Raw genomic sequence first — 14828 nt, forward strand, 5'->3', positions numbered from 1 at the left:
CGATCTTGTAGCCGTCAGGATCTTCGACGAAGGCGATCACGGTGGTGCCATGTTTCATCGGGCCTGCCTCGCGCACGACATTGCCACCCTGGGCACGAACACGATCACAGGTGGCATAGGCGTCCTCGACCTCGAGCGCGATGTGGCCGTAGCCCGTGCCGATTTCGTATTGGGTGGTATCCCAGTTGTGGGTCAGCTCGATCACGGCACCCTGGTCTTCGTCTTCGTAGCCGACGAACGCCAGCGTGAAGCGCCCTTCGGGGTAGTCCTTGCGGCGCAGCAGGCGCATGCCCAGCACCTGGGTGTAGAAGGCGAGCGAGCGTTCGAGGTCGCCTACGCGCAACATGGTGTGCAAGAGACGCATGGTGTTACTCCTTGTTCAGTGATGGGTCGAAAGAAGGCAGGCGGCGCGGATCGTGCTGCTTGAGCCGGGTGCGTGCCTGTTCGTAGGTCGGCATGATCTGGCCTACTTCATGCCAGAAGGCGGCGCTGTGGTTCATCTCGCGCAGGTGAGCCATTTCATGTGCAATGACGTAGTCAATGATATCAGGCGCGCAATGGATCAGTTTCCAGTTCAGCATGATGCGGCCGTCACTGGAGCAGGAGCCCCAGCGGGTATTGGCGGCGGAAAGCCGCCAGTGACGCACGCGCAGGCCTGTGCGTCGCTCGAAGTGGCCGATACGCAGGCTGAACAGTTCGCGGGCACGTTGTTGAAGCCATACCTGAACTGCCTTGCAAATGCTGGCCGAATCAGCGTGGACAGGCAGTGGCAGGTACAGGCTGTCTGGCGGTGCCGGTGAAATGGCAGCCAGGCTGTCGGTGTGGCTGCTGAAATACAGTGCCGGAGCCGCCAGGACGATACGGACCGGTCGTCCCAGGTACGGAAAATGGCTGCCGGCACGCCAGCAATCAGGCTCTGCGGCCAGCGCTGCGTGGCGGTTCTGCCAGTCCGACAGCTTGCGGGTGATCCAGGCCGCTTTGGTTTGGACTGCGTCATCGATCTGTTTCAGGCTGGCCCAGACCGGTGCCGTGATTCTCAGGCCATCCTCGCAGATCCTGAAGCCGATGCTGCGCCGGTGGGAGCGCAGCAGCATGAAGCGTATGGCCTGGCCTGCGCACAGCAGTTCACGCCAACGGGCACCGGGAGGCAGGGCAGCTACGGCAGGCAGCGCATCGGTGGCCGGTGTATTGCAGGCCTGTGAATGCGACTCAGCGTGCATAAAGCTCCGGATTCATGGCGCGGACTTCGGTTTCGATCCAGTCCTGCACTTTCTCGTTGAGTTCTTCCGCACTCAGTCCATCGGGGGGGATGGCTGGTCCGATGGATACCGTGATCAGGCCGGGGTGCTTGAGAAATGAGTTGCGGGGCCAGCAGACGCCGGAGTTGACTGCGATCGGAATGACCGGTACGCCGGTACGGCATGCCAGTCGTGCGCCACCGCTTTTGTAGCGGGTTTCCTGTCCGGGGCGTGTGCGTGTGCCCTCGGGAAACAGGATGGGCCAGCGGCCTTCATCCAGGCAGCGCTGGCTCTGGCGGACGACCTGCTCGAATGCTTCCGAACCCTTGGCCCTGTCGATGGCGATCATGCGCAGCCCGGCCAGGCCCCAGCCGAAAAAGGGTACCTTGTGCAGCTCGCGCTTGTAGACGAAGCACATGTTGCGCGGCATGTGACCGATCAGGTACATGGTTTCCCATGCCGACTGGTGCTTGGAGAGCAGGATGGCCGGGCCGTCAGGGAGATTTTCCCAGCCTTTGACCTGCCAGCGGATGCCGGCAATGACACGGGCTCCCCAGATGCCCAGCCGGGGCCAACCCAGCGTGATGCGGTAGCGCCATTTGAGCGGAAAGGCGAGTGCAACGATCGACAACAATGCGAAAGGTACTACGGTCACTGCAAGAAACAGGGCGTAGAGTGTGGAGCGTAGCCAGATCATGATCAGGAAGCGGCAGAAAGTGAATCGGACGGCGCATCGGCGCGTACGGCCAGCAACTGGTCGACCATGTCGGCCAGGTCACGGGCGATACGGGTGCCGGGGGGCAGCGGTTTCCGGGCTGTGCTGTCACCGTTGCCGGTCAGCACCAGCCATGGCGCACAGCCGACCTGTGCGCTGGCCTGCAGATCGCGCAGGGAGTCGCCCACGGCAGGTACGCCATTGAGATCGACATCATAGCGCTGCGCAATGTCGCGGAACAGGCCGGGGGCCGGCTTGCGGCAGTCGCAGCCTTCGTCGGGGCCGTGCGGGCAGATGAAAATGGCATCGACCATGCCGCCTGCCTGATGCAGCAGGCGGCGCATCTTGCCATGGATGGCGTTGAGGGTTTCCATCGAGAAGTAGCCACGCGCCAGACCGGACTGGTTGGTGGCAACGACCACCCTCCAGCCCGCTTCGTTGAGCCGCGCGATGGCTTCCAGGCTACCTGGCAGGGGAATCCATTCGTCCGGGGACTTGACGTACTCGGCGCTGTCCTGGTTGATGACGCCATCCCGGTCAAGCACGATGAGCTTGAGCCCCGCCAGGGCGGACGGGGGGCAGGAGGCACTGGGGTTGGGCAGGTTCATGCCAGTCGCGACAGGTCGGCCACGCCGTTCATCAACTGATGCAACTGCTGCAGCAGCGCCAGTCGGTTACTGCGTACTGCAGCGTCTTCGGCCATGACCATGACTTCGTCGAAAAAGCGGTCTACTGCAGCACGAGCCTGTGCCAGCGTGCTCAGGGCCTGGGTGAAGTTACCTTGCGACAGATGGGCCTGGACTTGCGGGGTCAGGTCGGCAATCGCCTGGGCCAGCGCCTGTTCGGCAGGCTCCTGGAGAAGTGCGTTGTCGAGCGTCGTGTTCAGGTTGTCTGCTTTCTTGAGCAGGTTGCCGATCCGCTTGTTGGCAGCCGACAGGCTTTCTGCCTCGGGCAGGGCGCGGAATGCCGTGACAGCCTGCACACGTGCCAATACCTGATGCAGGGGCGGTTGCTGGGCAATGACAGCATCGACCACGGCCCGGTCGTACTGGGCGTTGAGCTGGTTGCGATAGCGTTCGTAGATGAAGGCTTGCACCTGCGGCAGCGTGTCGGCGGCAATCAGTCCGTCCAACTGTTGTGCCGCGTGTGTCAGCAGGGCATTCAGTGTGAGGGCACCGGCTTCGTGTGCCGGCAGCAGGCCACCCGCAGCCAGTTGTTCGAAGCCACTGATCAGGCCCAGTGCGGCACGCCGCAGGCCATAGGGGTCGCGCTCTCCGGTCGGTGCCAGGCCGATGCCCCAGATGCCGACAAGCGTCTCGGCGCGTTCGGCGAGGAAAAGGGCTGCGCCGGGCAGGTTCTCGAGGCTGACTGGCTGTTCCATGCGTGGGCGGTACTGGCTGCGGAGGGCATCGGCCACGCTGGCCTTTTCGCCATCGGCCAGGGCGTAGTAGGCACCCATGACGCCCTGCAACTCGGGGAATTCGCCGACCATGTTGGAGAGCAGGTCTGCCTTTGCCAATTGTGCCGCGCGGTCGGCGTCGGCGACGTTGCCACCCAGCGCCTGGGCAATGCCCCGCGCCAGGGTACGGACGCGCTCGGTGCGCGCCAACTGGCTGCCCAGCTTGTTGTGGTAGACGATGTTGCCGAGATCGGCGACACGGCTTTCGAGCGGTGCCTTGCGGTCGGTATCGAAAAAGAAGCGGGCATCAGCCAGTCGCGGACGGACCACCCGCTGGTTGCCTTCGACGATGTTGGAAGGATCGGCTACCTGCATGTTGCTGACGATCAGGAAACGATGCGTCAGCTTGCCGCTGGCCGGATCGAACAGCGGGAAATACTTCTGGTTCAGGCGCATGGTCAGGATCAGGCATTCCTGCGGCACCTGCAGGAAGTCCGGATCGAACTCGCCTACATAGATGGTGGGGTGTTCGACCAGCGCGGTGACTTCATCGAGCAGGGCCGTGACTTCAGGGGCATCACCCAGATCTGCCTGCAGACGCTCTGCGGCGGCGCTCAGGTCGCGCCAGATGATGTCGCGCCGTTGAGTGAAAGTCGGGATGACCTTGCCCTGGGTTTCCAGGGCCTGGACATAATCGGTGGCCTGGGTCAGGCTGATGTCGCCGGTCGACATGAAGCGATGGCCCTGCGTGACACGGCCGGACGACAGGCCGAGTGCCTGCACCGGGACGATGTCGGCACCGTGCAGTGCAACCAACCCATGGGCCGGACGCACGAAACGCACGGAAGTCAGGCCATCCGGCAACTGGTAGCGCATGACCTTGGGGATCGGCAGGTGAGTCAGCGCATAGTCGAGCGCCTGTTGCAGGCCCTCTGCCAGTGGCGCGCCTTGTGCCGTGCCATGTGCAACCAGGTAATCCTGCTTGCCATCGGACTCACGCGCCAGCGAGGCGACATCAAGATCGGCCCAGCCCTTGGCGGCCAGTTTCTTCTGCAGTGCAGGCGTGGCCTTGCCATCGGCGTCGAGCCCGACCTTGACCGGCATCAGTTTCTCGGCAAAGGTTTGTTCCGGTGCCTGCGCACGCACGGCACTCAGCGAAGCTGCCAGCCGTCGCGGCGTGGCATAGGCTTCGACCGTGCAGTCGTCGGCCAGCAGGTTCAGGCCGGCCAGTTGCTGGCTCAGGCCTTCGGCAAAAGCTTCGCCCAGTTTCTGCAATGCCTTTGGCGGGAGTTCTTCGGTAAACAGTTCGACCAGCAGGGGGCGTACGTCGGTATGGGACATCGTCATTTCAGTTGGACTCCACGGTAGCCTGGTCGATCTTGAGCGCTTCGCGGGCAGCGCCGGTCAGCATCGGAAAGCCAAGTCGTTCGCGGGATTCGTAATAGGCCTGGGCCACGGCGCGGGACAGGTTGCGGATACGGCCGATGTAGGCGGCGCGCTCGGTGACGCTGATTGCACCCCGGGCATCGAGCATGTTGAATGTGTGGGCGGCCTTGAGGACCGCCTCGTAGGCGGGCAGCGCCAGGGGTACGCCGATCAGGCGCTGGGCTTCGGCTTCGTAGTCGTTGAAGTGGGCAAACAGCATGTCCGTCGAGGCGTACTCGAAATTGTAGGTGGACTGTTCGACTTCGTTCTGATGGAACACATCCCGGTAGAGCACCTTGCCCTGGCCATTGGCACCTTCCGTCCAGACCAGGTCGTAGACGCTTTCGACGCCTTGCAGGTACATGGCCAGTCGCTCGAGTCCATAAGTGATCTCGCCTGTTGCCGGGGTGCAATCGAGGCCGCCAACCTGCTGGAAATAGGTGAACTGGGTGACTTCCATCCCATTGAGCCAGACTTCCCAGCCCAGGCCCCAGGCCCCCAGCGTGGGGTTTTCCCAATCGTCTTCTACAAAACGGATGTCATGCTGCTGTGGATCGATGCCCAGTGCCTGGAGCGAACCGATGTAGAGGTCGAGAATGTTTTCAGGCGCGGGCTTGAGCACGACCTGGTACTGGTAATAGTGCTGCAGCCGGTTGGGGTTGTCGCCATAGCGGCCATCCTTGGGGCGGCGCGAAGGCTGCACATATGCGGCACGCCAGTGTTCGGGACCGATGGCACGCAGGAATGTGGCGGTGTGCGAGGTGCCTGCACCCACTTCCATGTCATACGGCTGGAGCAGGGCGCAGCCGTGCCGGTCCCAGTAGTTCTGCAGGGTCAGGATGATTTGCTGGAAGGTGAGCATAGCGCGGTGGGTCCGATGTCGAAAACGTGTATCCAACCTTCTATTGTAGCGCTGTTGCCTGTGATGTATGTGTGTCGTGTACACATCGATAACGGGCGGGCATCATGGAAATGTTGCGCAACAATGCTTGTTTGTTGCGACCTGCTTTTTGTAATATGCGACAGCCGCGAATTCTGTTGGTCAGTTCGATAAGGATATTGTTTTGAAAAAGGCCGCATTGCTGTTGCGCAGTCGTACGTTCTACGGCGCGAATATTGTCTCATTGCCGGTTATCTATGCAATCAAGAAGCATGCACAAGTAGATCATCTGACGCTTTTTGCCAGTAGTGGTCTGGAAAATTTTTATCGGAATCTATCATGGATAGATAATTATTCCGAGACGAAAAGCCTACTCAAAACCTGTTTCCAGGTACCGGCGTCTGTCGACGTCTACTATTCGATGCGGCCTGGAATGGTAAATGCTGCGCTGATTGGCCTGGTCCGGCGTGCAAGGGTGTCCATCGGGCTGGGCAAGCCTTCGAATCCCTTGAATCGTTTTTTTGATCGGTGTGATGAATACACAGAAGATGTATATCGTGCTGTTACCTATCTGTTGCCTTTGATTGAGACGCTTGAGTTGCCGATGGGTCCAGCGTTCTACATGCGAGAGGCCATGATGGACATGGCTGAGGGTCGTGTAGAAAAAGCCTCTGGGCGTGTCTGTTTGTTGCCAGGAGCCGGAGCTGGAGAATTCAAAAAGTGGGGAGTGGCACGATTCTATGAACTGGCCTGTACGCTATATGCTCGCTACCCAGGGCTGGTCTTTGATTTTGTCCTGGGACCCAGTGAAGGTGAAGAGCGGCAGTTTCTTGAAGCCAGGCTTGGACAGAGGTTGCCGTTCAGAATCCATGAAAACCTTGGCTTGGGCGATAATGCAGCCTTGATGGCCTCAAGCGTTCTGGTCGTTGCCAATGACTGTGGACCCTCCCATTTTGCACAATGCCTGCAACGGCCCTTTATCGGACTTTATTGCGAAAATAATCCCGAGTGGTTTTTTCCGCATGCACAGAGTGCAGCGGTATTGCCTGAAGATGGCGGGGATATCAAAAGTATCACGGTGGAGCGTGTTGTAAAGACTGCTGCCGACCTATTGAATACATATCAGTTGGGATGACCTCCATGAAATCTGCCAAAGCCGTTCCTGTTCTGATGTATCACCATGTCTCGCCAGCAACCAAGGGGCTGGCATCCAGTCCTGCCAATTTCGTCAGCCAGATGCGCTGGTTGGCCAGGCACGGGTGGCGTACGCTGTCGGGAGAGCAGTTGCAGGGCTTTCTCAGGGACGGTTTGCCTGTGCCAGCCAAGTCGGTTGTGCTGACTTTTGATGATGGCTATCTCGATAACTGGCAATATGCGCATCCTGTCTTGAAGGAGCACGGATTCAGCGCCATCATGTTTCTGGTTACGGGTTGGGTGGGGCAGGGGCCTGCACGCCCTTGCGCTACCTATAAAGAAATTGTCGAAAATCGAGTGGCAGCATTTGAGGCGTGGGGCCACGCCGAATGCAAACAGTGGGTTGAGCAGGGGCAAGTGGATCGTGTGATCGTGCGACAGAGTGAAGTGGATGCCATGCGTGATGCGGGCACATTCGAATTCCACTCGCATACGCACTCACATGTACGCTGGGATTTGGTATCGGCTGATGTGTCTGCCAAACGAGAAGGGTTGTTACGGGATCTGATGTCATCCCGCAATTTTTTCGAGGCACATATGGGGGGCGCGACATCGCAACTGTGCTGGCCACAGGGCTATTTCGATCAGGATTATCTCGATATTGCAAACCAGTCGGGGTTTGCGTCGCTCTATACCACTGATAGCCGGGGTTTGAATCGTGCCGCGGGTGGCTGCAGCCATATCTACCGGGTGGCGGTGCGCAATCGTGGTGGCTGGCAATTTGGTCAGCGCGTTATTCTGGGCGCTTCGCCCTTGCTGGGTGGTCTCTACAATCGTTTGAAATCCTGAAGGGCCTCCTGCCATTCCTCTGGTTTTTCAGTTGCGCGGCACATCTGTCCTGTTGGCATGCTGCCGCTGCAGCAGCCATAGCTTGGCATAGCGGAAAAAACTGCCTGCGCCGGCCGCAACTGCCAGGATGAAACCATGCGCACCGTCCAGGAAACCACGACGAAGCAGGTAGGACCGCACGAATGTCCAGAAACCGTGTCCGACTGCGCCCAGGACATGCGTGCGCTTGCCCTTTGCATACATCATGGCGGCGGCATCGCTTGAGTAGCGATTGATCTTGTTGATCAATGCTTCTAGGTTGTCGTAGGGATAGTGCAGAAAGTGGGCCTGGAGGCGGCCGGTACGTCCATCTTTGGCGACCAGCTTTTCATGCACGGCGGCATCGGTGAATCTGGCACTGCCACGCTTGAAGAAGCGCAGGACATAATCGGGCCACCATCCGCTGTGGCGAATGGCTTTGCCACAGAAATGCGACAAACGGGCCACCTCATAGGTGTTGCTCGTCGGCGTCGTCTGCAACTGCCGGCAGATTTCATCGGCCAGTTCCGGAGTGACCCGTTCATCAGCGTCGATCGACAGCACCCATTCACAGGTCGCGAGGTCCAGCGCCCGGTTCTTTTGCGGGCCAAAGCCTGGCCAATCGGGCGTGACCTGAATACGTGCGCCGAAGCGTGCGGCGATTTCGCAGGTGTCATCGGTGCTGCCGGAGTCCACGACAATGATCTCGTCGGCAAAGCTGACTGATTCCAGACAGGCACCGATATGGCGGCTTTCGTTCTTGGTGATGATAATGACGGACAGCGTGGCGCGTGCCGTTGCAGTGGAGGGGGATGTCATGCGCGGGATTCCAGAAGATCGGTGTAAAGCGCCAGGTAGCGTTGTCCCATGGCAGCCACGCCGTGGACGTGATTGACATAAGCGTAGGCACGTTCGGCCATGTCCCTGCCCTGGTCTGGGTGGTCGAGCGCCTGTGACATGGCCTGTGCCAGCGCCTCGGGCGAGCCGACGGGGCAGAGCAGTCCGCGTCCGTCGGCCAGGGATTCCGCCAGTCCGCCGGCGTCCGTGGACACCACCGGCACATGCTGCATGAAGGCATCCAGGACGCTGCTGCCCAGTCCTTCATGGCGCGAGGACATGACGAACAGGTCAAAGAGTGAATAGAGGGTCTCGACCTCGGGTTGGAAGCCGGCATGCACATAGCAGGTTTCCAGCCCGAACTCATGGCGCAGGTGCAGGATACGTTCAGCCAGCGGGCCAGCGGTGCCCATATGCACGAAAATAAAATCCTGGCGCTGGCGATGCAGAATGGCAATCGCACGCAGCAGGGTTTCGGGATCCTTTTCCGTCGTAAGGGAGGCAGCAGTGGCGATGACTGTTTTGCCCGCAGGCAGGTATCGGTCGCGAAACTGCGCCAGCCTGACCGGATCTGCCGGCTTGGCAGGCTCGACGGCACTGGGGATAATCTGGGGATGCAGGCCCAGTCGCAGCGGCTCCCGTGCGGCGGCTTGGCTGATGGTCACCATGCGGTCTGCGCAGCGCCACTTGAAGGCCGTGATCGCTTCTCGCCTGCGTACCGGCAGATCGGTACGGCGTGTAATTACGAGAGGGCGGCGGTACAGGCCCTTCACCAGCACCGCCCAGGTCAGGGCACCGGCCGTCTGGCAGTGTACGATATCGTAGCGGTGCCCCTGTCGCGCCAGAAAGGTGGCGACGCCACTGGTACGCGATACTTCGTGGCAGACGAAACCTTCTGCCAGCGCCTGTGTGGACAAGGGGCCGGACTGCCGTGCCAGCAGTTCGACCTGGTGCCCATTGCGCTGGAACTCCCGCATGCTGAGCAGTGTCTGGCGTTCGCCGCCGCGCCAGCTTTTTTCGGTATTGATCTGCAGGATGCGCATGGGGATGGGAGATGGTCTGGAGCAAACAGTCAATTATATATTGGCATACTGTTCAGACCAGGGCATGCTATCCGGGGCGTTCTATAATCCGGTTGCCCAGTCATCAGCCAGCCCATGACCCAGATTCCAGCAGACCATCCCGCAGCACGACTCGCCATTACCTATCCCGAAGACCTGCCGGTCAGCGCCCGCCGCGAAGAGATTGCCCGGGCTGTTCGCGCGAATCAGGTCGTGATCGTCAGCGGCGAAACGGGATCCGGCAAAACCACGCAGTTGCCCAAGATATGCCTTGAGCTGGGGCGGGCTGCCGGTGGGCGCATGATCGCGCATACCCAGCCCCGGCGGCTGGCCGCGACATCCGTGGCCAAACGGATTGCCGAGGAACTGAATACGCCCATGGGCGAGACCGTGGGCTACCAGATCCGTTTCAATGATCGCAGCAGCGCAGCGACGGCGATCAAACTGATGACGGACGGCATCCTGCTGGCCGAAACCCAGCGCGATCCCTTGCTGCGGCGCTATGACACCATCATTATCGATGAGGCCCACGAGCGCAGCCTGAACATCGATTTCCTGTTGGGCTACCTGAAGCAGATCCTGCCGCGTCGCCCGGACCTCAAGCTGATCATCACCTCGGCCACCATCGATGCGGAACGCTTCGCCCGCCACTTCGGCGCGACGCCCGACAGGCCGGCCCCGGTGATCGAGGTGTCGGGACGTCTGTATCCTGTAGAGGTCCGCTATCGTCCCATCGCCAGTGATCGCTACCGACAAGGCAGCGACGATGACGATGCTGCGGGCAGCAAAGCGGAAGCACGTGACCGCAGCACCTCAGGTCGGGGACAGGACGATGAAGAGCGCGACTTGATCGATGCCATCGTCGATGCCGTTGACGAGTGTGCTCGCCATGGTGCGGGTGATGTGCTGGTGTTCCTGCCCGGCGAGCGCGAAATCCGCGAGGCAGCCGAAAGTCTGCGCAAGCATCATCCGCCGGGTACGGAAGTGCTGCCTCTGTTTGCGCGCCTGTCGCAGGCCGAACAGGAACAGATTTTCAGGCCACGCGGCAATGCACGCCGTATCGTGCTGGCGACCAACGTGGCCGAGACATCACTGACGGTGCCTGGCATCCGCTATGTGATCGACAGCGGCCTGGCGCGCGTCAAGCGATATTCCTGGCGCAACAAGGTCGAGCAGTTGCGGATTGAACCGGTCAGTCGTGCATCGGCCAACCAGCGCGCCGGTCGTTGCGGTCGTCTGGGGCCAGGCGTCTGCATTCGCCTGTACGACGAGCCTGACCTCCTGGGGCGGCCTGCGTTCACCGATCCCGAGATCCTGCGTTCCTCGCTGGCCTCGGTGATCCTGCGCATGAAATCGTTGCGGCTGGATGATATCGAACAGTTTCCCTTTGTCGATGCCCCGACCGGGCGCGCCATTGCCGACGGCTATCACCTGTTGCAGGAACTGGGTGCGCTGGATGATGGCAACGTCCTGACGGCGGAAGGACGGCAATTGGCCAAGCTGCCGGTGGATCCGCGCATCGGCCGCATGATTTTGGAGGCGCGCCAGCAGCAGTGCCTGGCCGAAGTCCTGTTGATCGCCTCGGCGTTGTCGGTCCAGGATCCGCGCGACCGGCCGCTGCAGGCCCGTGAGGCGGCAGAGCAGGCCCATGCGCGCTTCGCCGATGACCGGTCCGAGTTCATGTCGTATATCAAGCTGTGGCGCTGGTACCGTGAACAGGTCGAGCACAAGGCATCGCAGCGCAAGCTGGCTGCCCAACTGCGTCAGAATTTCCTGTCGCCATTGCGACTGCGCGAATGGCATGATGTGCATACGCAACTCAAGACCGTGGTCACGGAACAGGGCTGGCGCATCAACCAGACCGAAGCGACATTCGAACAGATCCATCTGGCGCTCCTGACCGGTCTGCTGGGCAATATCGGGCTCAAGAGCGAGGAGGCCGGCCATTACCTGGGGGCCCGCGACATCCGTTTTCATATTCATCCGGGTTCCCGTCTGCTCAAAAAGGCGGGACGCTGGATCGTGGCTGCAGAACTGGTGGAAACCACACGCCTGTATGCCCGCTGCATTGCCAAAATCGATCCCACCTGGCTGGAGAAGGCCGGTGCGCACCTGCTGAGGCGCAACTGGTCAGATCCGCGCTGGGAGAAAAAATCCGGACAGGTCGTGGCCAACGAGAGGGCGACGCTCTACGGACTGCCGATCTATACGGGGCGGCGCGTGCAGTATGGCCGAATCGATCCGGTCCATGCGCGCGAGATTTTCATCCGTCAGGCGCTGGTTACCGGCGAGATCGAGACCAAGGCGGCTTTTGTCGGCTACAACCGCAAGCTGGTCGCGCAGATCGAGAAGCTGGAGCATCAATCGCGCCGGCCCGATATCCTGGTCGATGACGAGTTGATCTTTGCGTTCTATGAGCGTCAGATCCCGGACGGCATGTCGCAGACGGTGGAGCTGGAAAAATGGGTCAAGGGGTTGCCGGCGGAAGAAGCCGCCCGCTTGCGTCTGACCCGCGATGAGCTGATGCGCCATGAGGCCGCTGGCATCACGACCGATGTTTTTCCCAAGAAAGTGGAATGGCATGGCGTGACCATGGCGCTCGATTATCACTTCGAGCCAGGTTCGCCCAAGGACGGCGTGACGCTGAGCGTGCCGCTGGCAGCGCTCAACCAGCTCGATGCGGCCCGTTGTGAATGGCTGGTGCCGGGCATGCTCAAGGAAAAAGTGCAGTTGCTGGTCAAGTCGCTGCCGCAGAAGCTGCGCCGTCATTGCGTACCGGTACCCGATTATGCTGCCGCTTTCTATGATCGCTGGTTCGAACGGCTGGGCAATCCAGGACGCAGCCTGACCGATGGCTTGATCGAGGATATCTGGGCCACGCTGCGCATTCGTGTACAGCCAGCCGATTTCAAGCCCGAAATGCTGCCGCCGCATCTGTCGATGAATTTCCGCATTCTGGATGAGCATGGCCGCATGCTGGCGGCAGGCCGCAATCTGGCCCAGCTCAAGGCCGAGCACGGCAAGCAGGCACAGAGCCAGTTCCAGCAGATGGCAGCGCGCGACCATGAGGTGGCGCAGGCACTGGCGCATGAAAACCTGACCGGCTGGACCTTCGGTGAGCTTCCGGAACTACTGGAAATCAAGCGCAAGGGGCAGTCTTTCATTGGCTATCCGGCACTGGTCGATCGTGACACACATTGCGATCTGGATGTGTTCGATGATCCGCACGAGGCACGGCGACGTCACCATGCAGGTCTGTTGCTCCTGTTTCGCATCGGCTTGCGGGACCAGGTCAAGTTTCTGGAGAAGAACCTGCATGAACTGACCCGCAGCGGCATGATGTACATGCCGCTGGGGAGCCAGGAAGAACTGCGTGACCAGATGGTGGATTGTGCCCTTGATCGCGCCTGCCTGGCCGAACCCTGGCCGTCGGATGCCGCTGCATTCGAGCAGCGCCGTGAAGAGGGGCGCAGCCGGCTGGGGTTACTGGCGCAGGAGGTGGCACGCCTGGTCAATCTTATCCTGACCGAGTGGACGGCATTGCAGCGCAAACTGCCCCAGGCCAAGTCGCATGCAGCGGCCCATGCCGACCTGCAGAAGCAGATCGGTGCGCTGGTGCATCGCAGGTTCGTACGCGAGACGCCCTATGAGCAACTGGCGCATTTTCCACGTTATCTCAAGGCGGCCGGCATCCGGATAGACAAGCTGCGTGCCGATCCGGCACGCGATGCCCGCCTGCAGGTCGATATGGCACCGCTATTGACGCTGCTGCAGCGCGAAGTAGCCGCACGCAAAGGGGATCCGGACGAACGGCTTGAGACCTTCCGCTGGATGCTGGAGGAGTTGCGGGTGTCGTTGTTCGCGCAGGAACTGCGTACGCCCATGCCGGTATCTGTCAAGCGCTTGCAGAAGACCTGGGAGACGATGCAGCGCTGAGTGGGGGGCTTTGAGGGCCTCTTTGAGTGCCTATATATCTCGAAAGACACGCCAGGGCAGGCTGGCCGTGAGGGTGGCATCTGTGTCACGGTCCGGGCTCCTGAACGGAGCCGGACTGCCCACGTCAGCACCCAATGGGTGGGCAGCGGGACAAACTCACTACGCTTCGCTCCGTTCTGCTGATAGCGACAACCTCACAATCAGCATTGACATGAGCCGGACATGGTGTGGCCCTGTGGGGTGAGATTTTGTGCAATGCCGCAGATGCCTGGGGTGGCGGGAGAAAAGGCGGAAACTGTCTGAGGGCGCAGCCCGAGTTTTTCCGCCGCCCGCCACCCCAGGCGTTTGCGGGAAGTCTGGCTGCGAAGCGGCCAGACCATTGCGCAGACCGAACTCCACAGGGCCACACCATGTCCGGCGGCTTGTACAAGCCTTACATCAAAATAAACCCGACAATCACCAGCGCAATCAGTCCGAACTTGGTGGCCTTGTAGACCGTCTTGTTCCAGTTCTTGAAGGCGCGTCGTTTCTGGTCGATGATCCAGTGCAGGTGCGTCAGCCGGTTGATGGCACCGGTCTGGTCGCCGCCGTCGTTGGGGGCGCTGGCCGCCGACATCACCACGCGGCCGAACCAGCGGTTGAATGCCTGCGCCCAGCCATAGCGCATGGGGCGTTCGACATCACAGAACAGGATGATGCGGTTGCCTTCGCTGTCGTTACGGGCATCGTGCACGTAGGTTTCATCGAAAATCACGCTTTTGCCATCGCGCCAGCTATGGATTTCGCCATCGACACGGATGAAGCAGCGATCATCATTGGGGGTCGCCAGGCCCAGGTGATAGCGTAGGGAACCTGCGTAAGGATCCCGGTGTGCGTTGAGCTTGCCGCCTGCAGGCAGCTCGGCGAACATCGCTGCCTTGATTTCAGGTATCTCGCGCAGCAGGGCGACCGTGCGTGGGCACAACTCCTCTGCGGAAGGGTGACGTGCGTCGTACCATTTCAGGTAGAAACGTTTCCAGCCGTACTTGAAGAACGAGTTGAAACCGATGTCGTCATTTTTCTGGGCTGCCTTGATGTGACGGCGTTCGGCCATGGCCAGTGCTTCGTCGCGGATGATTTCCCAATTGTCGTCGAGCTTTTTCAGGCCGGACAGGTAGCTGTTGTCCAGGTAGGGTGTGGTCGGGACCTTGGACAGCAGGATCATGAAGGCATTGACCGGTGCCAGCAGGACGGAGTGATCAAGCAACTGGCGATGCAGGGGAATACGGACTTTGCCTCGAAAGTGGGCAAACAGGATGGCGGCCAGCCAAAGGGCCGGGATGATCCATTTCATGGT

12 protein-coding genes are annotated in these 14828 nt (G+C 60.6%); 3 read left to right on the forward strand and 9 right to left on the reverse strand.

The window, feature by feature from the left end:
* From gloA to glyQ, 6 genes are all read right to left on the reverse strand, one after another.
* Positions 1-364, reverse strand: a 364-nt coding sequence (gene gloA, locus ABN482_RS08510; protein ID WP_349503581.1) for a lactoylglutathione lyase, incomplete at its 3' end; no start/stop codon positions are given.
* A gap of 4 nt (positions 365-368) precedes the next feature.
* Positions 369-1220 (reverse strand): M48 family metallopeptidase, encoded by an 852-nt coding sequence (locus ABN482_RS08515; protein WP_349503582.1) that lies wholly within the window; start codon positions 1218-1220, stop codon positions 369-371.
* The gene (locus ABN482_RS08520; RefSeq protein WP_349503583.1) at positions 1210-1935 is read right to left on the reverse strand and encodes a lysophospholipid acyltransferase family protein; all 726 of its coding nucleotides are present in this window, start codon (positions 1933-1935) and stop codon (positions 1210-1212) included. The genes ABN482_RS08515 and ABN482_RS08520 overlap by 11 nt, the downstream gene beginning before the upstream one ends.
* 2 nt (positions 1936-1937) lie before the next feature.
* On the reverse strand, positions 1938-2561 hold the full coding sequence (gene gmhB / locus ABN482_RS08525; RefSeq protein WP_349503584.1) for a D-glycero-beta-D-manno-heptose 1,7-bisphosphate 7-phosphatase: 624 nt from the start codon (positions 2559-2561) through the stop codon (positions 1938-1940).
* Complete coding sequence (glyS, locus tag ABN482_RS08530; protein ID WP_349503611.1) at positions 2558-4693, reverse strand: glycine--tRNA ligase subunit beta; 2136 nt, start codon at positions 4691-4693, stop codon at positions 2558-2560. The genes gmhB and glyS overlap by 4 nt, the downstream gene beginning before the upstream one ends.
* 7 nt (positions 4694-4700) lie before the next feature.
* Positions 4701-5639: a glycine--tRNA ligase subunit alpha gene (gene glyQ / locus ABN482_RS08535; protein ID WP_109061729.1), complete on the reverse strand. Its 939-nt coding sequence runs from the start codon at positions 5637-5639 to the stop codon at positions 4701-4703.
* Positions 5640-5841: 202 nt separating this feature from the next.
* On the opposite strand from glyQ, the gene ABN482_RS08540 reads away from it, so the two are divergent.
* Both ABN482_RS08540 and ABN482_RS08545 read left to right on the forward strand, forming a co-directional pair.
* Positions 5842-6792 carry a glycosyltransferase family 9 protein gene (locus ABN482_RS08540; RefSeq protein ID WP_349503585.1) on the forward strand — a complete coding sequence of 317 codons (951 nt, stop codon included), beginning with the start codon at positions 5842-5844 and terminating at the stop codon, positions 6790-6792.
* On the forward strand, positions 6789-7640 hold the full coding sequence (locus ABN482_RS08545; protein ID WP_349503586.1) for a polysaccharide deacetylase family protein: 852 nt from the start codon (positions 6789-6791) through the stop codon (positions 7638-7640). Before ABN482_RS08540 ends, ABN482_RS08545 begins: the two co-directional genes overlap by 4 nt.
* 27 nt (positions 7641-7667) lie before the next feature.
* Here the strand turns inward: ABN482_RS08545 and ABN482_RS08550 are convergent, their stop codons facing one another.
* Positions 7668-8477, reverse strand: a complete 810-nt coding sequence (locus ABN482_RS08550; RefSeq protein ID WP_349503587.1) for a glycosyltransferase family 2 protein — start codon at positions 8475-8477, stop codon at positions 7668-7670.
* A complete protein-coding gene (locus ABN482_RS08555; RefSeq protein ID WP_349503588.1) occupies positions 8474-9538 on the reverse strand; it encodes a glycosyltransferase family 4 protein in 1065 nt (354 codons plus the stop codon). Before ABN482_RS08555 ends, ABN482_RS08550 begins: the two co-directional genes overlap by 4 nt.
* A 114-nt stretch (positions 9539-9652) precedes the next feature.
* On the opposite strand from ABN482_RS08555, the gene hrpA reads away from it, so the two are divergent.
* On the forward strand, positions 9653-13492 hold the full coding sequence (hrpA, locus tag ABN482_RS08560) for an ATP-dependent RNA helicase HrpA (RefSeq protein ID WP_349503589.1): 3840 nt from the start codon (positions 9653-9655) through the stop codon (positions 13490-13492).
* A gap of 433 nt (positions 13493-13925) precedes the next feature.
* Here the strand turns inward: hrpA and lpxO are convergent, their stop codons facing one another.
* Complete coding sequence (gene lpxO / locus ABN482_RS08565) at positions 13926-14825, reverse strand: lipid A hydroxylase LpxO (RefSeq protein WP_349503590.1); 900 nt, start codon at positions 14823-14825, stop codon at positions 13926-13928.
* Positions 14826-14828 lie beyond the last annotated feature (3 nt).

The sequence above is a fragment of the Corticimicrobacter sp. genome, assembly GCF_040137905.1.
Taxonomy (GTDB): Bacteria; Pseudomonadota; Gammaproteobacteria; order Burkholderiales; family Burkholderiaceae_B; genus Corticimicrobacter.

Excerpts from the sequence above, each read along its gene's own strand:
- gmhB (WP_349503584.1), bottom strand. The coding sequence starts at position 2,561 with ATGAACCTGCCCAACCCCAGTGCCTCCTGCCCCCCGTCCGCCCTGGCG.
- ABN482_RS08545 (WP_349503586.1), top strand. The coding sequence starts at position 6,789 with ATGACCTCCATGAAATCTGCCAAAGCCGTTCCTGTTCTGATGTATCAC.
- ABN482_RS08515 (WP_349503582.1), bottom strand. The coding sequence starts at position 1,220 with ATGCACGCTGAGTCGCATTCACAGGCCTGCAATACACCGGCCACCGAT.
- ABN482_RS08520 (WP_349503583.1), bottom strand. The coding sequence starts at position 1,935 with ATGATCTGGCTACGCTCCACACTCTACGCCCTGTTTCTTGCAGTGACC.
- glyQ (WP_109061729.1), bottom strand. The coding sequence starts at position 5,639 with ATGCTCACCTTCCAGCAAATCATCCTGACCCTGCAGAACTACTGGGAC.
- lpxO (WP_349503590.1), bottom strand. The coding sequence starts at position 14,825 with ATGAAATGGATCATCCCGGCCCTTTGGCTGGCCGCCATCCTGTTTGCC.
- hrpA (WP_349503589.1), top strand. The coding sequence starts at position 9,653 with ATGACCCAGATTCCAGCAGACCATCCCGCAGCACGACTCGCCATTACC.
- glyS (WP_349503611.1), bottom strand. The coding sequence starts at position 4,693 with ATGTCCCATACCGACGTACGCCCCCTGCTGGTCGAACTGTTTACCGAA.
- ABN482_RS08555 (WP_349503588.1), bottom strand. The coding sequence starts at position 9,538 with ATGCGCATCCTGCAGATCAATACCGAAAAAAGCTGGCGCGGCGGCGAA.
- ABN482_RS08550 (WP_349503587.1), bottom strand. The coding sequence starts at position 8,477 with ATGACATCCCCCTCCACTGCAACGGCACGCGCCACGCTGTCCGTCATT.